This window comes from Brevibacterium picturae (genome assembly GCF_900105045.1).
In the GTDB taxonomy this organism is placed as follows: domain Bacteria; phylum Actinomycetota; class Actinomycetes; order Actinomycetales; family Brevibacteriaceae; genus Brevibacterium; species Brevibacterium picturae.
On record NZ_LT629739.1, the window covers coordinates 2,000,226 to 2,024,199 of the forward strand.

At 64.2% G+C, this 23,974-nt stretch carries 20 protein-coding genes, 3 tRNA genes and 1 pseudogene; 10 read left to right on the forward strand and 14 right to left on the reverse strand.

Translation table 11 applies throughout. From position 1 onward, the window contains the following. Positions 1–124 precede the first annotated feature (124 nt). The 3 genes from BLT92_RS09365 to BLT92_RS09375 are packed head-to-tail and all read right to left on the reverse strand — an operon-like array spanning position 125 to position 3,369. Positions 125–1,273: an MFS transporter gene (locus BLT92_RS09365; protein WP_157691403.1), complete on the reverse strand. Its 1,149-nt coding sequence runs from the start codon at positions 1,271–1,273 to the stop codon at positions 125–127. Between the two features lie 50 nt (positions 1,274–1,323). Next, positions 1,324–2,247: a helix-turn-helix transcriptional regulator gene (locus BLT92_RS09370; RefSeq protein ID WP_092105115.1), complete on the reverse strand. Its 924-nt coding sequence runs from the start codon at positions 2,245–2,247 to the stop codon at positions 1,324–1,326. Between the two features lie 42 nt (positions 2,248–2,289). Then, the gene (locus BLT92_RS09375; RefSeq protein ID WP_092105117.1) at positions 2,290–3,369 is read right to left on the reverse strand and encodes a hypothetical protein; all 1,080 of its coding nucleotides are present in this window, start codon (positions 3,367–3,369) and stop codon (positions 2,290–2,292) included. A gap of 109 nt (positions 3,370–3,478) precedes the next feature. Here BLT92_RS09375 and BLT92_RS09380 point away from each other — a divergent pair, with 109 nt between their 5' ends. The 10 genes and pseudogenes from BLT92_RS09380 to BLT92_RS21245 form a co-directional block, all read left to right on the forward strand. After that, entirely contained in the window at positions 3,479–4,039 is a 561-nt protein-coding gene (locus tag BLT92_RS09380; RefSeq protein WP_092105119.1) for a TetR/AcrR family transcriptional regulator, read from the forward strand. Positions 4,040–4,701: 662 nt separating this feature from the next. Continuing rightward, the gene (locus tag BLT92_RS09385) at positions 4,702–5,154 is read left to right on the forward strand and encodes a MarR family winged helix-turn-helix transcriptional regulator (RefSeq protein ID WP_092105121.1); all 453 of its coding nucleotides are present in this window, start codon (positions 4,702–4,704) and stop codon (positions 5,152–5,154) included. Next, positions 5,154–6,866 carry an ATP-binding cassette domain-containing protein gene (locus BLT92_RS21120; protein WP_331712243.1) on the forward strand — a complete coding sequence of 571 codons (1,713 nt, stop codon included), beginning with the start codon at positions 5,154–5,156 and terminating at the stop codon, positions 6,864–6,866. Before BLT92_RS09385 ends, BLT92_RS21120 begins: the two co-directional genes overlap by 1 nt. Beyond that, positions 6,863–7,675: an ABC transporter permease gene (locus BLT92_RS09395; RefSeq protein ID WP_092105123.1), complete on the forward strand. Its 813-nt coding sequence runs from the start codon at positions 6,863–6,865 to the stop codon at positions 7,673–7,675. Before BLT92_RS21120 ends, BLT92_RS09395 begins: the two co-directional genes overlap by 4 nt. Before the next feature lie 18 nt (positions 7,676–7,693). Further along, positions 7,694–7,825, forward strand: a complete 132-nt coding sequence (locus BLT92_RS21035; RefSeq protein WP_269457387.1) for a hypothetical protein — start codon at positions 7,694–7,696, stop codon at positions 7,823–7,825. A gap of 12 nt (positions 7,826–7,837) precedes the next feature. Then, the gene (locus BLT92_RS09400; protein ID WP_231939111.1) at positions 7,838–8,812 is read left to right on the forward strand and encodes a helix-turn-helix transcriptional regulator; all 975 of its coding nucleotides are present in this window, start codon (positions 7,838–7,840) and stop codon (positions 8,810–8,812) included. Positions 8,813–8,896: 84 nt separating this feature from the next. Further along, the gene (locus BLT92_RS09405) at positions 8,897–9,343 is read left to right on the forward strand and encodes a single-stranded DNA-binding protein (protein WP_092105125.1); all 447 of its coding nucleotides are present in this window, start codon (positions 8,897–8,899) and stop codon (positions 9,341–9,343) included. Between the two features lie 19 nt (positions 9,344–9,362). Further along, entirely contained in the window at positions 9,363–9,941 is a 579-nt protein-coding gene (locus tag BLT92_RS09410) for a hypothetical protein (protein ID WP_092109057.1), read from the forward strand. Beyond that, a complete protein-coding gene (locus BLT92_RS09415) occupies positions 9,938–10,195 on the forward strand; it encodes a hypothetical protein (protein WP_092105127.1) in 258 nt (85 codons plus the stop codon). Before BLT92_RS09410 ends, BLT92_RS09415 begins: the two co-directional genes overlap by 4 nt. A gap of 167 nt (positions 10,196–10,362) precedes the next feature. Beyond that, positions 10,363–11,415, forward strand: a pseudogene (locus BLT92_RS21245) (recombinase family protein); the annotation flags it as partial. Between the two features lie 598 nt (positions 11,416–12,013). Here BLT92_RS21245 and BLT92_RS09425 read toward each other — a convergent pair. The 11 genes from BLT92_RS09425 to dnaN form a co-directional block, all read right to left on the reverse strand. Beyond that, positions 12,014–12,089 (reverse strand) — tRNA-Ala (locus BLT92_RS09425). A 79-nt stretch (positions 12,090–12,168) separates the two neighbouring features. After that, complete coding sequence (locus BLT92_RS09430; RefSeq protein ID WP_197679694.1) at positions 12,169–12,933, reverse strand: potassium channel family protein; 765 nt, start codon at positions 12,931–12,933, stop codon at positions 12,169–12,171. An 80-nt stretch (positions 12,934–13,013) separates the two neighbouring features. Then, a complete protein-coding gene (locus tag BLT92_RS09435; RefSeq protein ID WP_092105131.1) occupies positions 13,014–14,459 on the reverse strand; it encodes a DHA2 family efflux MFS transporter permease subunit in 1,446 nt (481 codons plus the stop codon). Positions 14,460–14,722: 263 nt separating this feature from the next. After that, positions 14,723–14,798 (reverse strand) — tRNA-Ala (locus BLT92_RS09440). Positions 14,799–14,949: 151 nt separating this feature from the next. Next, positions 14,950–15,023: transfer RNA gene (locus tag BLT92_RS09445), tRNA-Ile, on the reverse strand. A 218-nt stretch (positions 15,024–15,241) separates the two neighbouring features. Beyond that, complete coding sequence (locus BLT92_RS20845; RefSeq protein WP_231939114.1) at positions 15,242–16,057, reverse strand: DUF3566 domain-containing protein; 816 nt, start codon at positions 16,055–16,057, stop codon at positions 15,242–15,244. Next, the gene (gyrA, locus tag BLT92_RS09455) at positions 16,054–18,612 is read right to left on the reverse strand and encodes a DNA gyrase subunit A (RefSeq protein WP_092105133.1); all 2,559 of its coding nucleotides are present in this window, start codon (positions 18,610–18,612) and stop codon (positions 16,054–16,056) included. Before gyrA ends, BLT92_RS20845 begins: the two co-directional genes overlap by 4 nt. 109 nt (positions 18,613–18,721) lie before the next feature. Further along, positions 18,722–20,716: a DNA topoisomerase (ATP-hydrolyzing) subunit B gene (gene gyrB, locus BLT92_RS09460; protein ID WP_092105135.1), complete on the reverse strand. Its 1,995-nt coding sequence runs from the start codon at positions 20,714–20,716 to the stop codon at positions 18,722–18,724. Positions 20,717–20,965: 249 nt separating this feature from the next. Continuing rightward, on the reverse strand, positions 20,966–21,478 hold the full coding sequence (locus BLT92_RS09465; RefSeq protein ID WP_092105137.1) for a DciA family protein: 513 nt from the start codon (positions 21,476–21,478) through the stop codon (positions 20,966–20,968). After that, positions 21,475–22,599, reverse strand: coding sequence for a DNA replication/repair protein RecF (gene recF / locus BLT92_RS09470; RefSeq protein ID WP_092105139.1), 1,125 nt, complete (start codon positions 22,597–22,599; stop codon positions 21,475–21,477). The genes BLT92_RS09465 and recF overlap by 4 nt, the downstream gene beginning before the upstream one ends. Beyond that, positions 22,600–23,739, reverse strand: coding sequence for a DNA polymerase III subunit beta (dnaN, locus tag BLT92_RS09475; protein ID WP_172802580.1), 1,140 nt, complete (start codon positions 23,737–23,739; stop codon positions 22,600–22,602). Positions 23,740–23,974 lie beyond the last annotated feature (235 nt).

Consider the following 23,974-nt stretch of genomic DNA (forward strand, 5'->3'; position numbering starts at 1 on the left):
GACCACGGTTGTCGCTCCTTTCGCTCCAGATGCGAGCGTCCCGTCGTCCCGGCTGTTCTGGGCCGGCACGCCGGGGGCGGTCGACCGTCCCCGCGGCCCCCGGGCCGACGGCACACCAGATCACCTAAATCGAGACGTCGCGGCCCGCGTCGAAGCCGGCGACGATGTAGACGGCAGTGAGAAGCGCCAGGACCACCATGCCCGCGGACCATTCGTGGGTGAGGTCGTGCAGCAGACCGACTGCGACCGGCCCGATGGCGCAGAGAAGGAACCCTGCCGTTTGGGCCATTGCAGTGAGCCGTGCGGCCGCCGCGGTGCCCGACGAACGCAGCAATGGCAACGCGTACCCGAGTGTGGTCCCGCCACCGAGGCCCACCCCGAGCAGGACTGCCCAGGTCAGTGCCGCCGCCGGGACCACGAGGAACCCAACGATCCCGACCGCGAGCAGGAGACCCGTAAAGACCGTGAGCCAGGTCTGTCGCCGGGTCCGGTTGGCCGCGATCCCGACAACCAGCGCGGCCGGGATCGCGGCGATGTTGACGACCGCCAGTACCGCGCCGGCCGCGGCGGGGTCACGTCCAGTCTCATCGACCAGCATGGTCGGCAACCAGGCGGACACAGCGTAAAATATGAGTGCCGGGATCGCGAACACCAGCGTGACCGCCCACGCCGTGCGATGCCGCCAGGGGGAAGCGGCGGTCGCAGGGCCGGGCGTGACCCCGCTGGGAGAACGGTGCCGGTGGCCCCCCGACGAGATCCGGGCGCGGAAAACCCAGACGGCCAGCGCGACCAGGGGCACCACCACCCACAGCGTGATCGTCGACCGCCAGTCCAGCCCGGTCCCTCGCTGCAGGGGAACGGTCAGCCCGGCGCCCAGCGCGGCGCCGAAGTACAGGCCGAGGCTGTAGAGACCAGTCAGCGAACCCGAACTGCCGGAGTGGTCGCGTTTGATCAGCGGCGGGATCAGGACATTGCCCGCCGTGATCGCCACACCGAGGACCACCGTCCCGGCCAGGAGCCCGACCTGGTCGGGCACCAGTCGGAGCCCGAACCCGGCGACCATCACCACGAGCGAGACGAGCACGGCGCTCGTCAGCCCGAACCGCCGCCCGAAGCGGACGACGGCCGCGGGCAGCAGCGCGAAGCACAGGACGGGGATCGAGACCAGCAGGCTCGCCGCGCCGCTGCCGACCCCTTCGTCACGCTGTACCTGGTCCAGCACGGGGGACACGGCGGTGATCGGCAGCCGGAGGTTGACCGCGACCAAGAACACGCATAGCGCGCCGAACCACAAGGCGGGCGCGGCGGTCGGTTGCGCCCGGTTCATGCCGCAATCCGGGTGGGTGCGAGACGGGCGCGGCGATACTCGCTGGGGGTGGTGCCGAAGTAGCGACGGAAGTGTCGGGCGGCGTGGCCGCGGCTGTTCCATCCGACCTGCCGGGCTGCGGTCGTGATCGGCAGATTGGTGGTGCGCAACAGGTGGGCGAATCGGCGAGCGCGCACCAGGCCCAGATAGGTGATCGGTGTCAGCTCGTAGCTGGCGGCAAAGACTCGTGTGAGCTGGGAGAGCGACAGGTGCACCGACCGTGCGAGTTCGGCAAGTGACCATGGCCTGGCCGGGTCGCTTTCCAGCAGGTACGCCGCTTGCCGCGCCGGCTCGCGAAGCACCACAGGGCGTCGCGACAATCCCGGAACGTGCGCCGCCACCGGTGCCCAGGGCCCATGCTTATCCGGGCCACTATGGTCCTCGATGAGGATGTCAAGTAGTCCTGACACGAGCGCTTGGCGCCGGTAGAACCGCGTGGTCGCGCTCTGGTGACTCAGCGACACCAGCTCGTCGAGCCAGGGTTCGATGTTCACCGCGCCGGGGTGCAGTGACCGAATGATCACAGAGCTGTCGGGGCAGGCTGATTCTCGTGTCCAGGGACAGACGGCTCCTGGGCGGTGCCAGGTCATGAGGTCTGCGAAGTAGTCACGCTGGAGGTAGACCGTGCTCATCGCGGTCACGTCCTCGGGCTCGATACCGCAGAGCACGCCCGGTCCCGTGAAAATGGCGTGGCCGGCCCGTACGTGCTCGCTCCCGTCCGTGCTGAGGAGCCATGCGGTGCCCTCACGGATGAATCCGAGGCGGCACCAGTCGTAGGCCTCCGGCTCGCGTCGCCGACGGTAGACAGTGGTCTCAGCGAACACCGGTCCGCCCGCGCATGTGAGGAGTCGCCCCGGTCCGGTGTCGTCTGGGGCGAGCATGTCGATCCGTGTAGTCGAGTCAGCATCACGGCCAGGGTCCCGTCAGGGCGCCGAGTCGGTGACGTCGAGCAGGTCGTCGAGGACACGAAGGAACCAGCGGCGATCAGTGTGGGTGTGGGCGCTGGCCAGCAGTCGCCATGTCGGGTTCCCGTTCGCGTCGTCGAGCACCGCGTCGAAGGGTCCGTAGGCGTTATCGATGAACGCCAGTCGAACGTGATGCCCGGCGACGGTGATGTCCTCGTGTTCGGCGGGATGGGATTCGGGCTCGATCGCCCTCGGCAGGTGCTCAGGGTTCAGGGTGTGAAGGCGCAGTTCTCGCCCACGGTCGGGTCCGCCGCTGTAGAGGTGCTCCGAGGCCACGGGGCTGTGGCCGTGGTGGGTGGTTGTCGACTCTAGGACCAGATCACTGAGCCGGTGCGGGACCGCGGATGGGCCGAACGGAGCGTGCCCGTCCTGGATCGGGCGCCAGGTGAGGGTGGCAGTGTCTTCCTGGCGGAGGTTCCACAAGCCTAGGGGCACGGCGATCACCGAGGCCTCGGGGCGGCGCGCCCAGTAGCTCAGCGCGGCGAACGGGGTGGCTGCGATCGCGGTGGCCGCTTCCGAGTCAACTGGGCGCAGTGAGCGGTAGAGATCGGTGATCTCCTCGCGGGTGAAGGTGCCGTCGAGGACCGACAGCTCGATCATGGTTCGCGCGATCCTCGCCGAAGCGCCCTGGTGGCCCATGTAGTCGATGCCATGCCAGACCAGATGGTGCTCATCGAGGCGCTCGGCGCTGGTGCGGCTCTCCCACAGCGCTGGGTGGTCGAGTGCCGGGAACGCCCAGTCGTAGAGGAACTGCTTGACCCGCAGCCGACGGCCGTCGCCGCGGACCTCGAAGCGGAACGCCGCCGGATTGTTCGCACTCCACGGCGTCCTTCCGGCCATCGAGTCACCCACCCGTCCCGGTGGCGCCTCGCGACGCAAAGACTGCTCACTCAGATGTGTGCCCGCAGGGAGCCGGTCTGGGGTGAACACCACGAAGTTCGCCCACGGCTGTGCCTCGGCCGCACTCAGCGCCGCGGGCGTCGCGTCCAGGTCAGCCGGGTCATCCAGAACCCGATGCGTCCACTGCCGATCCGTCATCGTTCGTCTCCTCTCTCAGGCCACGTCCACCGGTATGCGCGCGGCCCGTACTCACCACCGTACCCTATTAGTACCCACTGGAGACTAATATTGATGAGAGAATGATCCTGTGACAGAGGAACAACTAGCGCGTGGCCCCGGGCGCCCGGCCCAGCTTTCGGTCGAGGCGATTGTCGGCGCCGCACTGGAGTCCAGGGCGAACGATTTGACCGTGCGAGGTCTGGCCCGGCGCCTCGACGTGACCCACAAGGCCCTGTACCGCTGGGTCGGCGACCGCGATGGCCTGCTCGACCTGATCAGTGACCACCTCCTCGACCAAGTCCTCGCCCGGATCGCCGATGCCCCCACCACCGCCTGGCGCGCCTGGCTGGCCAACTTCGGGCGGCTCCTGCGAGCCGAGTTCCTTCCGGTCGCCGACGCCGAGGTGCTCGCACAGTTCCCCCGCGAGACGAGCACCTACCAGGAACTGCAACACCGGGCCGAAGCCGTGATGGTCAGCCACAAGCTGACCCTTGAACAGGCGCGAGATTCCTTCTCCGTCGTCCTATTCACCGTGTGGGGCTGGATCGCCGCCGAGAAGCTCTGCGCCGAGCAACCCGACCACGAAAGAACCTTCGCCGCCATGCTCGACGCGCTCACCCGAGGCCTGCCCACACCACCAAGCCACTGACACCTCTCCCGTGAGCACCAGCGATACGCTGAGCAAGAGCAGACAAGATGCAGCCATCGTTGCCCCCGCGGGTTGCCTGCCTCGGCGTAGTACCTCGTCAGTGTTGTCGAGAGTGACCGGTCACCATCGGCCGCAGCGACCGTGCGGCAGTGGGTACTGGTAGCCGTCGCTAGCCGACATGACCCGCATCGAGACCGTCACCGCTGCCTCGTTCGTGACAGTCAGGTGAGCGCCCAGCGACCGATCCAAGCGCGCTCGGAGCCAGGCAGCCTCGACACCGACGCCAACCTTGATTGACAGCCTCGACCTGCAAGAGGCGTGGCAGCCCCTGGAAGGACAAATGCGGGGCGGCGCGGAACGATCGCGCTGTCGCATCAGGTGGTTGGCCTCGCTGGACGGGCGTCGTGACTCGTGGATGAGGCAGAACGAGTCCTACGCCTGTGCCTCCTGAACTCCACCATGCGGCGCCAGTGTTCATGGAGGGCTCGTGGGCGTTCGTGGGGGCCACCGATCTCTCACACGGTCTCACAACCGCACGAGCAACTCACTGCACTTGGGAGCAGGGACTCTCGCATGACGTCTGCCGTCCTCAATGGGGTCTTGGCAGCCGAACCAGCATCTCATTTTGGTTACCTACCTACATGATGTAGTAAGGTAACGATATGCGCACTTCGATTGTAGACAAGTTGATGGCCATCACGAGCATGTTCCAGCAGGACATGGACCGAGCCTTCGCCGGCACTCCGCTCACCGAGTCACGTGTCGCTGTCCTGTGGACGCTGGCACTGAGCGGGCCATCCACCCAGCAGACCCTCGCCGCGGCGCTGTCGGTGACACCTCGCAACATCTCCGGCCTCGTGGACGCGCTGGAACAGCACGGATACGTGCAGCGCATTGCGCATCCGTCCGACCGCCGTGCCGTGCTGGTGACACTCACCCCGAACGGTGAGACGGCGATGGCCCGGATGCAGGAGGAACACGCCCATCTGGAGGCCGAACTGCGCGACGCCGTCGCGCCGGAGCATCTCGATGCGCTCGAACAGGGCATCGACGCGATCATCGCCCGCCTCGCCACCTTGGTGAGTGCGGAGCAGGCGGACGCTGAGGACGGCTGATGAACACCGCCACTCGCACCCCGCAGACCGAACCGAGTCGAGCCCGAGCGCTCCTGGCTCGCGGTGCGGGGATGGAAAAGATCGTCTACGCCGCCATCGGTCGCGCGATCGCCCGTAAGCCGTGGAAAGCCCGCGACGCCAAGGGCTTCCACTACCACGCTCAGAGCCTCGCGATTCTCGTCATCTTCATCGTGCTCTCGGCAGTCGAAATCCTCATCATCGACCTGATCGTGCATCAGTGGCTCTGGGTGAGAATCCCGCTGCTCATCATCGGCATATGGGGACTGGTCTGGATGACCGGGCTCCTGTGTGCCCACTTCATGCGACCCCACACGGTCGGGAGCGAGGGCATCCGGGTCCGAGACGGCCTCGACATGGATGCTCACGTCACCTGGGACGACGTGTACTCGGTCGGGCTGAAGAACCGCAACTACGAGCCCAAGACCCCGAGCGTGATCGATGACCAGGAAGGCCGATCCCTGGTGATGAACATCACCGACCAGACCAACATCGAGGTCGTCCTGGATCGACCGACGACCATCACCCTTCCCGGTCTGCCACCGAAGGGCGGCGAGCAGGTCATCGACCGCATCTACCTCTGGACCGACGAGGCCAAGGGGTTCCTTGACGCGGTGCGGGAGCACATCGGCTCTGAGGCGGACAGCGCCGCAGGCAAGAAGGCGCGGGCTCAAGCCGCGCAGGACGAAGAACGGAGAAAGCGCATGGCTCAGTACAGCAACGGCCCGGCAATCGAGGTGAGCGGCCTCGTCAAGAGATTCGGTGACACCACCGCGCTCGACGGCATCGATCTCACCGTGGAGCCCGGGTCCGTGCTCGGGCTGCTCGGCCCGAACGGGTCGGGCAAGACCACCACGGTGCGCATCCTCGCGACCCTGACGAAGGCCGATGAAGGCACTGCCCGCGTCTGCGGATACGACGTCGTTCGAGACGCCTACCAGGTGCGGCAGCTCATCGGGCTCACCGGCCAGTACGCCTCGGTGGACAAGGACCTCAGCGGCCACCAGAACCTCACCATGATCGGCCGGTTGCTGGGCATGTCCCGCAAACAGGCCCAAGCCCGTGCCTCCGAACTCATCGAAGAAGCCGGACTCGCCGACGCCGCGACCAAGCCGGCGAAGACCTACTCCGGCGGGATGCGCCGCCGTCTCGACCTCGCGGCGAGCATCATGGGCGAAGCCGCGGTCGTGTTCCTCGATGAGCCCACCACCGGCCTCGACCCCGCCCGCAGGGGCGAGACGTGGGCGATGATCCGCAGACTCGCCGCGCAAGGCTCCACGGTGCTCCTCACGACGCAGTACCTCGAAGAAGCCGATCACCTCGCGAACGACATCGTCGTGATCGACGCAGGCAAGGTCATCGCAGCCGGCACTCCCGACAGCCTCAAACGGCGCATGGGAAGCCAGACGCTCGACCTGCGTCTGAGCGACCCCAGCCAGCTCGAAGAAGCAACGAACCGAGTCCAGAGCATCATCGACGCCGCCCCGGTCGTCGATGCGCACACCGGACAGTTGAGCGCGGCCGTGACCGATGGGCAGGTGATGCCCGCCATCGTGCGGAGCCTCGATGAAGCCGACATCGGAGTCAGCGAACTCTCGCTGCGCCTTCCGAGTCTCGATGACGTCTTCCTGACTCTCACCGGACACCGTGCGACCCCCGCCGACGAGAAGAACGAGAAGGAGGCAGCAGCATGACCACCCAGGCGCTCCCCGCAAGCCACACACCGCTGAGGAAGCACGTCAGCATCGGGCAGGTGCTGGTCCAATCCGCGACTCTCTCCCGACGCGGCATCATCAAGCTCCGCCGTCACCCGGCAGGACTCGCAGACGTCATCATCGGCCCCGCGATCTTCCTCGTGCTCTTCGGCTACGTCTTCGGCGGCGCCATCTCCGGCGACACCGGCGAGTACCTCCAGTACGTGTTTCCCGGCATCCTCGGCATGATGACGCTCTTCGCCACCATGGGCGTCGGCGTCTCCCTCAGCACCGACCTCTCCGAAGGCATCTTCGACCGCTTCCGCAGCCTCCCCATCGCCCGTATCTCTCCGCTCATCGGGGCCATCGGCAGCGACATCGTCCGCCAGCTCGTCTCGCTCACCGCGCTGATCGGCTTCGGGCTGCTACTCGGCGTGCGATTCGAGACCAGCGTGTGGTCGGTGCTCGCCGGATGCGCTCTCGCCCTCGCGTTCGCCCTCGCGGTGTCGTGGGCGCTGATCCTCCTCGCCCTGGCGATCAAAGACCCGATGGCAGTGCAAGGCCTCGGCGCCGTCATCATCCTTCCGCTCGCGTTCGCCAGCAACATCTTCGTGCCGGTCGAGACGATGCCGGGATGGATGCAGACCTTCGCCTCGTGGAACCCGATCGGGCACCTGGTCGACGCCGTGCGCGGGCTGATGATGGGCGGCCCCGTCGGTGAGCCACTGATGTTCACCCTGATGTGGATGGCGGCATTCGTCGTCGTGTTCGCCCCACTGTCACTGATCGCCTACAACCGACGCGCATAGAGTCCGACAAGCCAGAGCATGCCTCAGCGCGATGCCTACCCGGACGTGGCCGCTTCTGCGAGAAGATGCGGCCACGTCCAGGTGGGCCCGATCGTCGGCTGGCTCGTCATCGACCTTGCGCTGTCCGTCTGCGCGATGAAGTGCGTCTGACCCGGCCCTGTCATGTCGTCGGGCACGCACCCCCAGCACGCAGCGCTCCTGGCAGGCCGCCGCGACTGTCAACCGATCATTGCCCGCAGCAAAACCATCCACGCGCCGATCGCACCCGTCGCCTATGACTGCGTGAGGCTGATCTTCGTCCGCCATGGCTCGGCGATCCTGCTCAGCGAGTTCGGCGAGAAGCCCGTCGCGGTAGGCGATATCGTCGCCCTGGCCGCGAACACCGTGTGCGGCAGTGAACCCGAGGGCTCGATTACCGTCACCACCCTCTACCTGGATCGGGATTACGTGATCGACCAGGTGTTCTGGCAGCACGCCGCGCTGCTCACTGATCGCTGGGACGCACAGGACTTCGCCGACGAGCTGTACTCCGAACCGGCTCAGATACTCCACTTGGGTGAAGACCGTGCTGGGATGCTGATGCCGTGGCTGGACGAACTGGTGTCGCTCAGCCTCGATGGTCCGTCGCCGGAGAAGTTCTACCGGATGCAGGCGCTGCTGTTCGCGGTTCTCGACGTCATCACGCCCTATGTGAAAACCACCCCGGCACGGCGGTCCCCGACCCAAAGGAAGGCCAACGGGCCCGGCCTGCCGCGCTATCGGTATCTCGCGCCGCTGCGTGCCGAGGCGCATCAGGCAGCAGCCCTACTGCGTGCCGACATCGCCCGGCGATGGACCCTAGAGTCATTAGCCAGTGAAGTGCATCTATCACGGTCACGGCTATCGGCGGTGTTCGTCGAGGCCTACGGCAAGACCCCCTTGGCCTACGAGTGCGGCGGAAGCGCCTGCTCCGGCTCCGGTGGCGAGCAGGTAGAGGGTGCCGCGCTGGCACTGCCCTTCGGCATCGGTGTGACCCTGTTGCGCTCTGCGCCACCGATCGTCACCGACTTGAACGCCTGGCCCTCGCGTCCTGATGCCGCCCAACTCAAGACCGACCGGGCCGAGATCGAAGCGCTGCTGCGCCGCCCGGGCTCCTGACCCCCGCGTGGACGTGTGGGTGCACCTGTCTGGCACGAGCGGTCCTGCACGTGGGGTCGCGTGATGTGTCAGGAGGAGAGTCTGATGGCTATCCGCACACAAGAGTCGTTCTCAGGGTTCGTGGCATCGGACCCGCAGCTGACCCGCACCGAGAACGGTGATGCCCGGCTGTTCATGAAGGTCGGCAAGGAGCACTACCGGCAGGAGGAGGACGGGTCGTTCACGCAGTTGGAGACCACCTTCCACAACCTGGTCGCGTTCAAGGCCGCCGCCGAGCAGGGCCACGAACGACTGGCGAAGGGCGACAAGTTCGTCGCCGAGGGGTACGTGCGCGAGTACAGCTACCAGCGCGACGGGCAGGCTGTGGAGGGTGAGGAGTTCGTCGCCCGCCGGCTCGGGCACGACATGGCCCGCACCCGTTACGACGTCGACCGCACCCCACGGCGTGCAGCCGCCGAGCGAGACGCGGCCGCGTTCACCGCACCCGAGCACCGCCCGGTCTCGCAGTCGCCTGCGGCCGTGAGCATGTGACCGGAAGGGGATGCTGACGATGGATGAGTACACCCCCGAGCCGGACGAACCCGACTACCTTGACCACGAGTCCGACGCCGAGGCCGATGGTTCTGTCGATGATGTGGCGGAACCGCCGCACCCGGTGAACTGGAACCTGTTGAGCGCCGACGACCTGGAAGCCGAGTGGTTGGCGCTGAACGACTGGGTGGTGTGGCTGCGCCGCACCTACGGGCTTCCCGCAAGTGTGCTGCCGCCGTTCTGGCACCGGCACCCCGAGCTGGTGTGGGAACTGTCCGCGCTGCACATCCACTGGCTGTGCGCCTACGACCCCGAGCAGAACGGGTCCGCACCGGCTGGGTGGCACCGCGACTTCGCCGACACCCGCAACCGGCTGCGCGAGTGGGTCGCCGCCTCCGGCACCCGCCTGGACCGCGACCGGACCACCCGCCAGACCGTATGGCCCGGTGAAGACCCGGCACCGCCCGTGGAGGACATGCTGATCGCCGACCGCGGCGAGGACTTCGTGCAGTTCGTGTTCGAGCAGGTCGAAGCCCGCCGCGAAGCCGAGGAGGCGTTCTTCCGCACCCTCGACGAGCAGACAGGAGAACTCACATGACCCGCCGAGAGATACACGGCAGGGACGAGCGGCTGCCCGCCAGGATGCGCGACTACCGCATCGCTGCCGAGCCCCGTCAGAGCCCGGACCTACATCAGCTCGCCCAGCTCTTCATCGGCATGGCACTCGCCCGCACCGAACAACACCACCCTGAACCAGGCAGCACCGGGCATGCATCCCCGCCCCAGCGTCACGGTCATGGGCCCGTCGGAGGCGACGAGGTAGAATCAGAACAGCAAGAAGCCAACGGCTGAACCCACGGGTTCGGTCGTGGTGCGCAGTCCTGTTTGGCCTTCGTGGCTTACCCGGCCAGCTCCCTCGGAGCCGCCGGGTCGTGTTTCCCCTTTACGAGTCGCACCGCACCAGCGGTCCCGCGGCCGCTCGTGCTGGCCCCAACTCACTGGGGAAGGAAACACGACCCATGACCACCACGACACCACGCCCATCTGCCACCGAAGCTCTGGATCGCGTCGGTGAGACCACCACCCTCGCGGTCTCCTACCTGCGCGTGTCCACCAAGGAGCAGGCTTCCAAGGGCGGACGGGACGAGGGCTTCTCGATCCCCGCGCAGCGCGAGGCGAACCTGCGCACGGCCCGCGAACTGAACGCGATCATCAGCGAAGAGTTCATCGACGCCGGCGAGTCCGCCCGCAAGGCCGACCGGCCTGAGCTGATGCGGATGATCGAGTACGTCAAGACCCACCAGGTCGCCTACTGCATCGTCCACAAGGTCGACCGGCTCGCCCGCAACCGCGCCGACGACGTGACCATCCACTTGGCCCTCAAAGAGGCTGGCGTCATGCTCGTCTCCGCAACCGAGAACATCGACGAGACCCCCTCGGGGATGCTGCTGCACGGCATCATGTCCACCATCGCGGAGTTCTACTCCCGCAACCTCGCCGGTGAAGTCTCCAAGGGCATGAACCAGAAAGCCCAGGGCGGCGGCACCAACGGCAAAGCCCCGATGGGCTACCTCAACGTCACCCGCCGTGACGAACTCGGCCGGGAAGTCCGCACCGTCGAGGTCGACCCCGAGCGGGCACCGCTGGTCAAGTGGGCGTTCGAGGCCTACGCCACCGGCAACTACTCCACGATCAGCCTGCGCGAGGAACTCATCGATCGTGGCCTGACCACCGTGTCGACTCCGAAGCGGCCGTCCAAGGCGCCGGTGCTGTCCACGATCCACAAGATGCTGACCAACCCCTACTACAAGGGCAGCGTCCGGTTCCGCGGCGCCAGCTACGACGGCCTACACGAACCGCTGGTCGCGCCCGAGGTCTGGTACCGGGTGCAGGCCGTGCTCACCGCCCATCAGACCTCCGGAGAGAAGACCCAGTCCCATGACCATTACCTCAAAGGCACCCTTTACTGCGGGCAGTGTGGCTCGCGCTTGACGCTGACCAACGCCAAGAGCCGCCGCGGGGTCGTCTACCCCTACTTCATGTGCACCGGACGGCACGCCAAGCGCACCAACTGCGAACGCAAGTCCATGTTCGTGCCCGACATCGAAGCCGCCGTCGAGGACTACTACCGGCACGTGCAGATACCCGAACACGTCCTTCATGCGCTGCGCGAGCTGGTCACCAGCGAGTTCGACCGGCTCCACGAAGTCGCCAGACAGGAAGCCCAGGCGTACAAGATCGAACGCGACGCACTCCGCGATGAACGCCAGAAACTCATGCAGGCCCACTACGCCGGCGCCGTCCCCCTCGACCTCCTGAGGAGCGAGCAGGACCGCATCGCCCGACGGATCGCGTTCCTCGACGCCCAGATCAACGCCGGAGACATCGAGTACGAACAAGCCAAAGCACACCTGGACGACTGTCTCACCCTCGCAGGCGACATGCACGCCATCTACATGAGCATCGACGACTCACTACGCCGGATCGCCAACCAAGCCTTCTTCGACAAGCTCATCGTCCTCGACGACGACACCATCAACGGCGCCCCCGGCATCCCGTTCAACGTGTTCTTCAACCCCGACGTCCAGACCCTCGCCGTCCGCCAGCAAGGACGGACGGCGGAATCTGGAACTCAAACCGGTGATGTCGTCGGTTTGAACAACGATCTTCTGGTGGAGGTAAGGGGACTCGAACCCCTAACCCTCTGCTTGCAAAGCAGATGCGCTACCAATTGCGCCATACCCCCGAGTACAGGCCGATATTACTCGCTTCAGCACGTTATGCGCAATCGGAAGACAATTCCGCCGTCCTGTCCGCACGCATCGTCACCCTCCCGGCTCCTTCGGACTCAGCGTCGACGGCGAATCCGAACCTGTCTTCGCCAACCCGCCTAAGGTCTCGACCCGAAGTGCCAGCGCCTCGACCGTCTCCTCGAGGGCATGGATATGGGCAACGGTGGCAGATTGGTTCTGCTCCGCATCCGTCGACACCGTTTCGACGATCCAGGAGGCCAGCGTCCCGGTGACAACACCGAGGAGGGCGATCCCACCCAGCATCAGGAAGACAGCGAGCACCCGACCGAAGCCGCTGACCGGTGCCATGTCTCCATAGCCGACCGTGGTGACGGTGACGAAGGCCCACCAGATCGCGTCGGGGAAGGAATTGATCGCTGAGTCGGTCCCACGTTCGGCGTCGAGGACCGCAAGTGCCGCAGCATACACCAGCAGTGCTGACGCCGAGGCGGTGTAGATGAGAATCCGACCGCGTACGGCGGTGCCGACGGTTCGATTGAGGATGTGCAGAACCGTGATGGCGCGCAGCACGCGCAGGGGCCGCAGCAACGGCAGGACGATCACGGCGAGATCAAAGAGATGATGACGGAACCAGGCCCAGCGGCTTTCAGCGAGGTAGAGGCTGATCACGTAGTCGATGAGAAAGACGCACCACGAGATGACGACCAACGCCAATGCGATATCGGCGCGTGTGCCGGTAGGTTGTCCGATCACCTGCCAACTGTAGGCGCCGAGAAAGATGAGCGCGGCGACTACGAGTGGCCATTCCATGATGTGCTGCCATCGATTCGAATTCACGACGACGACTTTAGTTCAGACCCTGCACACTGCGCCACGTTCGCACGTATCCAAGGACCGTGGATCAACTCAGTCTCAGACTATTCGACGCCTGCTTCCGCAGCCGAAGCAGTCGCCTCGGCGGGGGCATCGTTCTGGTCTTCGGGCTTTTTGATCAAGAATGACAGCACCACGGGCACCAGAGCGATGACCGCGGCCAGCAGGAACGCGTTATGCGCTCCGGGGGCACCGGACTCCGCCACGGAACGTCCTGCTGCCTCACCGGCGTGAAGGGCGGAGGAGTAGATGGAGATGAGCAGCGCGGTACCGGCTGCGCCCGCCACCTGCTGCATGGTGTTCAGCGCGGCCGATCCGTGGGAGTACAGTTTGGGCTCCAGCGACCCCAACGAGGCCGAGAACAGCGGTGTGAACGACGCCGCCAGTCCCAGCGACATGACGGTCTGGATGACGACGAGGACCCAGGTGGGCGTGCCTATCCCAACCATGGAGTAGGAGAACATCGATGCGGCGATCATGACCGAGCCTGGGATCAGCAGGGTCCTGGGTCCACGCGCGTCGTAGATGCGGCCCATGATGGGAGCGAGAACGCCCATGAGGATGGATCCCGGCAGGAGGACGAGGCCCGACTGGGTGGCGTTGAGGCCGGCGACGTTCTGCAGGTACAGCGGAAGCAGGGAGAAGGTGCCGAACATGGCCAGCGAGACGACGGCCATGATGATGACCGCGATGACATAGTTCTTCGCGGAGAAGACACGCAGGTCCAGCAGCGCCCGGTCCTCCTTCTGCAGCATCAGCTGACGCCAGGCGAACAGGGCCAGGAACACCAGCCCGGCGACAATGGCAGTCCACGCGGAGGTGGTCGAGGCACCTCCACCATCGCCGCCCTGACCGCCGCCGAACTGACTCAGGCCGAAGACGATTCCGCCGAAGGCGAAGACAGAAAGCACGACGGAGACCATGTCGATGGGCGCATGGGTGCTCTCACCCAGGTTGGTCATCCACTTCGCACCCAGCCCGAGGGCGACGAGAGCGATCGGCAGGACGATGGCGAACAGCCAACGCCATCCGAGCGAATCGAGCACGATGCCTGACATCGTCGGACCGATTGCAGGGGCCAGCGAGATGACGAGGCCGACTCGACCCATCATCCGACCCCGCGAATGCGGTGGGACGACATTCATCATCGTCGTCATCAACAGCGGCATCATGATGCCGGTGCCCGCGGCTTGGACGACGCGCCCCACAAGCAGGACGGCGAAGCCTGGAGCTACGAGGCAGATCAGAGTACCGGACGAGAACAGGATCATCGCGGCCAGGAAGATCTGACGCGTGGTGAAGCGCTGCAACAGGAATCCCGTCGTGGGAATGACGACGGCCATGGTCAGCATGAACGCGCTGGTCAGCCACTGTCCGAGTTCCGGAGGAATTCCGAGCGAAGCGTTGAGTTCGGGAATGGCGATGGCCATCGTCGTCTCGTTGAGGATCGCGACGAAGGCGGCCACCAGAAGCAGCCAGATCACCCGCATACCGGCAGGATCGATTGAGGAATCAGGCGTCTCGTGTGCGTGGGCTTGTGAGCTGTCGCGGGACAAGGAAATACTCCGATCAGAGATGAGAATGAGCCGCCTGGGCAGGGCAGAAGCACTCGTCGACAAAGCAGTCAACGGCAATCAAGGTTAGCTTATTCCGCGTGCCGTGAGATATATGGATATCCCCACAATTCGGGGAAAGAGAGAAGCTGTTTCAGCACGAAGGCTCCGGACCGATTCGGTCCGGAGCCTTCGTCATCTGGTGGAGGTAAGGGGACTCGAACCCCTAACCCTCTGCTTGCAAAGCAGATGCGCTACCAATTGCGCCATACCCCCAAAAGGGACTCGCCCTCACACCGAGTCGGTGTGTTCGGACCATTCGGCTTGGGCACTCTGATTGCTGTGCCGCCACCGGAAGAATACTCCGAGTCCCACAAGTGTGAGACCGCTGAGAATCCATTTCTTCATGATCCTCCTCGAAAGGATGTGGGCCTACCTGGACTTGAACCAGGGACCTCTTCGTTATCAGCGAAGCGCTCTAACCGCCTGAGCTATAGGCCCTTTTCAGGGGGTGAACCCGAGGTAAAACGATACCCAACGGGTCATTCCAACACAAATCGGCTGACAGTGACTCGCCTCACATGAGCTCATCATACGCCGAATGCAGACCGTGAGCTGTCTGGCGACGACCCGGAATTCCGGTTCAAGGCATCCGGGTCGCCGTCGGACAGCGGGAGCGTTGTGGAGTAGATGAGAGCCGCTGCGGGCTGCTGTCGGTCTCAGTCGTCGGTCAGGGTCAGATGGAATCCACCCGCGATGAGGGATCCGATGTTGTAGATGAACGCGGCGAGAGTAGACAGAGCCGTCATCAGCACGATGTTGATGACTGCGATGATGAAGCCGGCCGCGACGACCCGACCAAATCCGAAGATGCCGATGATCTTTTCTGCCGATTCGCCACCTGCGAGCTCAGTCATCGTGTCTTCCAGGCCGCCCATGACGCCTGTGGCCTGGAGGACGACCCAGAGCACGATGAAAGCCACGATGGTGGCGATGCCGATGGCCACGGACATGAGGAACGACATCTTCATGACCGACCACGGGTCCACCGCTGACACGGTGAGGCGAACCGTTCGCGGGCCCTTCTTCTTTTTGTTGCCCTTGCCGCTGTCGACCATGTTCTTGACGCCCATTTTCACGCTGCCGGAGCTGGCGCGAACAGTGTTGGCGGCTGCTCCCATCGCCGAGGTGGACGAACCGTTTCCCGAAGTGGACTTCTGCGATCCGGTTGCCTGGCTTGAGGCAGCGGAGCCGCCGGAGGCGGCCCCGGCAGAGGGCTGTCCAGCCGCAGCCGAACCGCCCGCAGGCTGCCCGGCCGAAGGAGCCCTGTTGGGCTTCGGTGAGGCCTTGGGAGCAGGAGGAGTCACCACGCGGGTCTTATCGGGTGCTGTGCCCGAGTTGCCGGGACCTTTCGACTCGCCGGAGCCGGTCGCATCAGCCTTATCCGCGTTCTTCGACGATCCTGCCGTCAAGCGGGTGGAACCACTGGACGTGCGTATGACCTTTCCTGAGCCTGGCTGTTTGTCGTCACTCACTCTTCCACATCCTCGCCGCCGGTTTGAGGCTCTGCGTCCTCGCCCTCCGGTTCCTCAGCTTCTTCGTCTAGCTCTTCGACCACGGTCTCGGGTCCACGCGTTACTGCGATAATACGGTCATTCTTGCCCGGTTTCGCGAACACCACACCCATCGTGTTGCGTCCCTTTGCCGGAACCTCATCGATATTCGACCGTACGATCTTACCGCGTTCCATGACGACGAGGACCTCTTCTCCCTCGTCGACAATGAGTCCGCCCACCAAGTCTCCGCGCTGTTCAGTGATCTTGGCAACCCGGATTCCCAGACCGCCACGGCCCTGCAGGCGGTATTCGTCAACCGGAGTCCGCTTCGCATAGCCGCCCTGTGTCACGACGAAGACGAAGGTGTCCGGCTGGATGACATCCATGGTCAGCAGCTCGTCATCGTCCTTGAACTTCATTCCGGTCACGCCGCCGGTGACTCGACCCAGGGGACGAATCGAGTCGTCGTCGGCTGCGAATCGGATCGACATTCCCTTGCGGGAGATCATGAGCAGATGGTCCTCGGCGCTGACGATCCGCGCCGACACCAGCTCATCCGGCTGCCCCTTGTACTCACGGAGGTTGATCGCGATGACGCCGCCCGTACGGTTCGAGTCGTACTCGCTCAGACGGGTCTTCTTCACGACGCCGGACTGCGTGGCCAGGATGAGGAAGTCAGCTTCCTCGTAGTCTCGGATCGAGAGCACCTTGGCGATCGTTTCTCCTGGCTGCAGAGCAAGCAGGTTCGCGACGTGCTGGCCCTTGGCATCCCGCGACCCCTCGGGGAGTTCATAGGCCTTGGCCCGGTAGACGCGGCCGGTGTTCGTGAAGAACAGCAGCCAGTTGTGCGTGGAGGTGACGAAGAACTGTTCGACGACGTCGTCTCCGCGCAGGTTTGCGCCCTTGATGCCCTTGCCGCCACGGTGCTGAGCGCGATACAGGTGGTTCTGGGTGCGCTTGGCATATCCGCCGCGGGTGATGGTGACGACGACCTCTTCCTCCGGAATCAGGTCTTCCATTGACACGTCGCCGTCGAATCCGGCCAGGATCCTGGTCCGGCGATCGTCACCGTAGCGGTCGACGATCTCCTCGAGTTCTTCGGACACGATCTCGCGCTGCCGAGAGGGGGTCGCGAGGATGTATTTGAACTCGGCGATCTGCTGCTCGATCTTCTCGGCCTCTTCCTGGATCTTCTGACGTTCCAGGGCGGCCAGACGGCGCAGCTGCAGATCGAGAATGGCATTGGCCTGAATCTCATCGACTTCGAGGAGCTCCATCAGGCCGGTGCGAGCTTCATCCGACGAGGGTGAACGACGGATCAGAGCAATGACCTCGTCGAGGGCATCGAGTGCCTTGAGATAGCCGCGCAGGATATGCGCGCGCTCCTCGGCCTTGCGCAGACGGAATTCGGTGCGACGGACGATGACTTCGATCTGGTGTTTGACCCACAGGCGCAGGAAGGAGTCCAGGCTGAGGGTGCGCGGCACGCTGTCGACGATCGCCAGCATGTTCGCAGAGAAATTCTCCTGCAGTGAGGTGTGCTTATAGAGGTTGTTGAGCACGACCTTCGCCACCGCATCGCGCTTGAGCACGATGACCAGACGCTGTCCGGTGCGTCCCGAGGACTCGTCACGGAGGTCGGCGATGCCGGCGACCTTGCCGTCCTTGACGTAGGAGGCGATCTTCGCGGCCAGGGTGTCGGGGTTGACCATATGCGGCAGCTCCGTGACGACCAAGCAGGTGCGTCCCTGGATCTCCTCAACCTCGACGACAGCACGCTGTGTGATCGAGCCGCGGCCGGTGCGGTACATGTCCTCGATGCCTTTGCGGCCCAGGATCGTCGCAGCCATCGGGAAGTCGGGGCCCTTGACGATGCCGAGCAGTGCTTCGAGGGCTTCTTCCTTGCTGGCTTCGGGGTGGGAGAGCAGCCACTGAGCACCGGCCGCGACCTCGCGGAGGTTGTGCGGAGGAATGTTCGTGGCCATGCCCACGGCAATACCCGAGGAACCGTTGACCAGCAGGTTCGGGAACCGCGAGGGCAGAACCGTCGGCTCCTGGTTGCGACCGTCGTAGTTGTCCTGGAAGTCGACGGTCCCCTCGTCGATGTCCCTGACCATCTCCAGGGCCAGAGGAGCCATCTTGCACTCGGTGTAACGGGGGGCGGCAGCGCCGTCATCGCCCGGTGAGCCGAAGTTGCCCTGTCCAGCGACGAGCGGGTAGCGCATCGTCCACGGCTGCACGAGCCGGACCATCGCGTCGTAGATCGCCGTATCGCCGTGCGGGTGGTACTGGCCCATGACGTCGCCGACGACGCGTGAGCACTTGGAGAAGTTGCGGTCCGGGCGGTAGCCGCCGTCGAACATCGCGTACAGCACACGCCGGTGAACGGGCTTGAGCCCGTCACGGATGTCGGGCAGTGCACGTCCGACGATCACGCTCATCGCATAATCGAGGTACGACCTCTGCATCTCGAGATTGAGATCAACCTGTTCGATACGGTTGATGTCGGTTCCGATGTCGTTTTCGTCAGCCAATGTGGGCTCTTCCCTTGTGTCTTGGCCCGCGCAGCAGGGCGGTGAATGAGTTCATGAGAGTCTGGATGCCCGTCGGTTCCCGGCAGCGGCGGGGAACCGACGGTGAGGATCAGATGTCGAGGAAGCGAACGTCTTTCGCGTTGTCTTGGATGAAGCGTCGGCGCGAATCCACGTCATCGCCCATGAGCACCGTGAAGATCTCGTCGGCGACGATCGCATCGTCGAGCGACACCTGCTTGAGCAACCGGTGGTCGGGATCCATCGTGGTCTCCCACAGCTCCGAATAGTTCATCTCGCCCAGACCTTTGTAGCGCTGAATCGCCATGTCCTTGGGCAGGCGTTTGCCCGCCGCTCGACCAGCTGCCAGGAGACCATCGCTTTCCTTCTCGGTGTAGGCGAACTCGTGAGGAGAGTTCGACCACTTGAGCCGATACAGCGGAGGAGTCGCTAGGTACACGTAGCCGTGCTCGATCAGCGGCTTCATGTAGCGGAAGATCAGCGTCAGCAGCAGCGTCGTGATGTGCTGACCGTCGACGTCGGCGTCGGCCATGAGCACGATCTTGTGGTAACGCAGCTTGTCGAGATCGAACTCTTCGCCGATGCCGGTGCCGAAGGCGGTGATCATGGCCTGGACTTCGTTGTTGCCCAGAGCCCGGTCGAGTCGTGCCTTCTCCACGTTGAGGATCTTGCCGCGCAGCGGCAGGATCGCCTGGGTGTTCGGATTGCGCCCCTGTGTTGCGGAGCCGCCTGCGGAATCGCCCTCGACGATGAAGACTTCGGAGATCGTCGGGTCTTTGGACTGGCAGTCCTTGAGCTTGCCGGGCATGCCCGAGGACTCGAGGAGTCCCTTGCGGCGGGTGGCTTCGCGGGCCTTGCGCGCAGCCAGTCTCGCCTGGGATGCCTGGAGTCCCTTGCGAACGACGTCCTTGGCCTGCGCCGGATTGGATTCCATCCAGTGCCCGAGTTCGTCGCGGACAACCCGCTGGACGAAGCCCTTGACCTCTGAGTTGCCCAGTTTCGTCTTCGTCTGGCCCTCGAACTGCGGATCGCCGAGCTTGACCGAGATGACTGCGGTCAGACCTTCACGGATGTCATCGCCGGTGAGGTTGGCGTCCTTCTCCCGCAGGAGCTTCTGTTCACGAGCGTAGTTGTTGATCAACGAGGTCAGCGCCGTGCGGAAGCCCTCTTCGTGGGTGCCTCCCTCATGGGTGTTGATGACGTTGGCGTAGGTGTGGACCGATTCGCTGTACGATGTCGTCCACTGCATGGCGATCTCGAGAGAGAGCGTCTCTTCGGGTTCCTCGGCCTCGAAGACGATGACGTCCGGGTGGACGAGATCGGTCTTCTTCGTCGAGTTCAGGTACTGCACGTAGTCGAGCAGACCATGTTCGTAGTGGTACGTAGCCTCACGCGGCTTCGCCTCTGCTTCTTCGTCCTCGTCGATCTGGACGTTGTCCTCGATCTGGGCGTGGCGTTCGTCGGTGAGACTGATCTTCATGCCCTTGTTGAGGAACGCCATCTGCTGGAAGCGGGCGCGCAGGTACTCATAGGAGAAGTCCGTGGTCTCGAAGATCGTCGAGTCCGGCCAGAACGTCACCATCGTCCCGGTCTCGGATGTCTCTTCGCCACGTCTGAGCTCTCCGGTGGGCACACCCCGTTCGAAGTCCATGTTCCAGACGTAGCCATCGCGGCGGACCTCGACCTGAAGACGCTCGGACAGCGCATTGACGACTGTCGAACCCACACCGTGGAGACCACCGGCCACGGCGTAGCCGCCTCCGCCGAACTTGCCGCCAGCGTGCAGAATGGTGAGGATCACCTCGACGGTGGGCTTTCCTTCGGTGGGGTGCATCGCCACCGGCATGCCGCGCCCGTCATCGACGACTCTCACGCCGCCGTCGGTGAGGATCGTCACCTCGATGTGATCGCAGTACCCGGCCATCGCCTCGTCGACGGAGTTGTCGACGATTTCCTGAACCAGGTGGTGGAGACCGCGTTCCGAGGTCGAACCGATATACATGCCAGGTCGTTTGCGAACTGCTTCGAGACCCTCGAGTACCGTAATATCCCCGGCATCGTAATGGGGCAGATCCTCGGTCGTCATATGACTCCTTGTAAGGGTGGGCGCTAACAGCTTCCCATTCTACCGCGCCGAGGCCAGAAATGCCCGTAAGCGGCCCTTTAAGGTGCATTTCCGGATTTTCGAAGCCTCAGATGTACCCCCGGGCACGAACGGGACCGGCTATCGCCGTTTAAGGCCTTCTATCGTTTTTCGCGTTCTGTCTTCGCACAGACTCAGAAATTCACCTGCCGAGCCCCGCCCGAACCGCCTCGTTCGGGTGAGCTCGTCGACTCAGCCGAAGGTGTCGCGTGGTCCGCGGCCGGATACGCTGCGCCGGCCCTTCTTGAAGGTTCGTCCCCGCGGTCCGCGGATCTCGATCTCCGTGATCGTCTGCGAACCGAGCCCGGCCTCCAACGCTCTCAGGATGGTCGGTTTGAGCACCCGCAACTGTGTCGCCCAGGTCGTCGAATCCGCGGCGATGATGAGCAGCGGAGGAGAGAAGTCGACGGGTTTGCAGTGCATCGCCACCTGTTCTCCCACCAGCTCGGGCCACCGGCCCAGCACCTTGCCGATGTCGATCGACGAGGACCAGCCGCGGGCGGAGATCAGTTTTCCGAGTGCCGATGAGATCGCTGCGGGATCGCGTTTGTCCTTGCCCGCCGAGGTGTAGACGGCTTCACCACGCAGTCGTGACCGTCGTCGGCTGCGGACGAATTTCGCCTCGGTCGCCTCCATCCGTCGCACCCGGTCGAGGGCTTCGAGGGCCGCGACCGGAGTAGAGGTGTCCTTTTCGATGCCGCTCATGGAAGCAGACGCTCCTGCCCGATCTTTCGCCCCTCCAGCCCCTTGGGCAGGTCTCCGTCGACGGCCGCGGTGATGAAGACCTGCTCCGCTTCGGTGATCCGCGATGCCAGTCGGCTGCGACGACCGGTGTCGAGTTCGGCGAAGACGTCGTCGAGGACGAGGACCGGCTGTTCGGCAGCAGACCCGGCATCGGAACTGAGCAGATCCCACCCCGCCAGCTGCATCGCCAGGGCCAGCGACCAAGTCTCGCCATGTGAGGCGTAGCCCTTCGCCGGATGATCACCGATCGTCAGCGCCAGATCGTCACGGCCGGGACCGTGCAGGGTCAGTCCGCGTTCGATCTCAGTGGTACGTCTGCGTTCGAGGGCGGCCAGCAGGAGCTCTCTGCATTCGGCCGCGGACTCGACCTGCGAATAGTCGATGCGCGAATCGTAGCGAGCCTTGATTCCCTGCCGTTCCAGCCGCGCATCGGCAGCGATATAGGCGAAGTTGTTCTGCAGCGGTTCAACGATGTCGGCAAGGATCTTCTGCCGACCGAACACCAGCTCTGAGGCGGAGTCCGCGTAGGCCATGTTCCAGATGTCCAAGGTTGCCTCGAGACCTGGGTCGCGCTCCTCGCGCAGACGTTTCAGAAGTGCATTCCGCTGCTTGAGCGCACGCTCGAAATCCGTGATCACCGAGGCGTAGCGAGGATTGCGCGACACGACCAAGGTGTCGATCCAGGACCGTCGCTCCGCTGGTTCGCCCCGGACGAGGCTGAGATCCTCCGGCGCGAAGACGACGCAGGAGACGAGTCCCAGTATCTCCTTCATCTTCACAGGTGACCGGTTGACCCGTGCCCGATTGGCGCCCTTCGACTGGATCGAGACTTCGACTGTGGCATGCCGCTGATCGCGGTTGACCAGAGCCGATACGGTTGCCGTCTGCGCGGACTCATTGACCAGCGGCGCGTCGAAGGCCACCCGGTGAGAGCGCTGATGGGCCAGATACCCGATGGCTTCGACGATATTGGTCTTGCCTGTCCCGTTGTCGGCCACGAATGTGGTGACTCCGGGTTCGAACTCGAGGTCGAGTTCAGGATAGGACCGGTAGTTGCGCAGTGAAAGTCGGGATATCCACATTCAGATACGTGTTGGCATGAGCAAGTATCGATACGACTCGTCGGCCGACGATTCCAGATCCTTCTGTCCTGAGATGATGACGGGCTTCATCGGCTGTGTGAACGAGAAGTTCACGTACGGGCTCTCGATCGCTGCCAGACCTTCGGCGATGTAGTGCGGGTTGAAGCCAACGGTGATCGACTCGCCCTGCAGCACTGCCTCGACGGCTTCCGATGCTTGAGCATCGTCACCGGTTCCGGCGTGAAGGGTGAGCATGCCATCGCTGACCTCGAACCGCAGCGGAGTGTTGCGTTCAGCGACGAGGGAGACACGACGGACTGCTTCGCGCAGCACACCCGTTTCGACGATCGCGTGGATCGGCACTGAATCGGGGAACAGAGACCGCACCTTGGGGTATTCGCCCTCGACGAGCAGTGATGTCGTGACTCGTCCCGCCGAGGTGAAGGAGATGAGGTCCTTGCCCGCATCGCTGCTCAGACCGATCGTGACATCGCCGCCGAGTGACTTGGACACATCGGAGAGTGTGCGTCCGCGCAGAAGTGCGACCGCGGAGACGTCGGGGCGGCCGGGGTTCCAGGTGAACTCACGAACGGCGAGCCGATAGCGGTCGGTGGCCAGGAGGGTGACCTTTTCGCCTTCGATCTCGACGCGCACGCTGGTCAGAATCGGCAGTGTGTCATCCTTCGACGTCGCGATCGTGACCTGAGAGACGGCGTTCTGGAATTCGCCGGCGGCAACGGTTCCCGAAGCGTCGGGGACCTGCGGCAGGGCTGGGTATTCTCCCACCGGCATCGTCATCAGCGAGAAGCGAGACGAGCTGCAGGTGACATCGACCTTCGAATCGATCTGTTCAAGGGTGACTTCCTGATTCGGAAGCGCCTTGGAGATATCGGCGAGGAGTCGTCCGGAGACCAGCACGGTGCCGGCTGTGACGACATCGGCCGCGATCTCGACTCGGGATGAGACTTCGTAGTCGAAGACGGAGAGACGGACGGTCCCACCAGCCTCGGCGGTGATGAGGATGCCGGTGAGAACCGGTGCGGACGGACGACTGGGGAGAGTCTTGGTAGCCCAGGTCACTGCATCGGCAAGGACGTCGCGATTGACTTTGAACTTCAGGGGAGATGCTTCGGCGTTCACTTTACTCCTTCGGGGTGGCCACCCGACGTACTCAAGACACTGGCGTGAGGTTGCTCGGAAAACTTTACACAGCCTATCCGAAATCTCAGCTTCCCGGCATTGGGCAGCCAACATCATGGTCGAGCACAGGCGCTGCGCCGACCGAGACCTCGGAGATCTCGCATTCGAGAATCGACCGTAACGCTGTGTTCGAATAACCGACGAGGTCCCAAGCTCCGTCCGAGCTCGTGCTCGA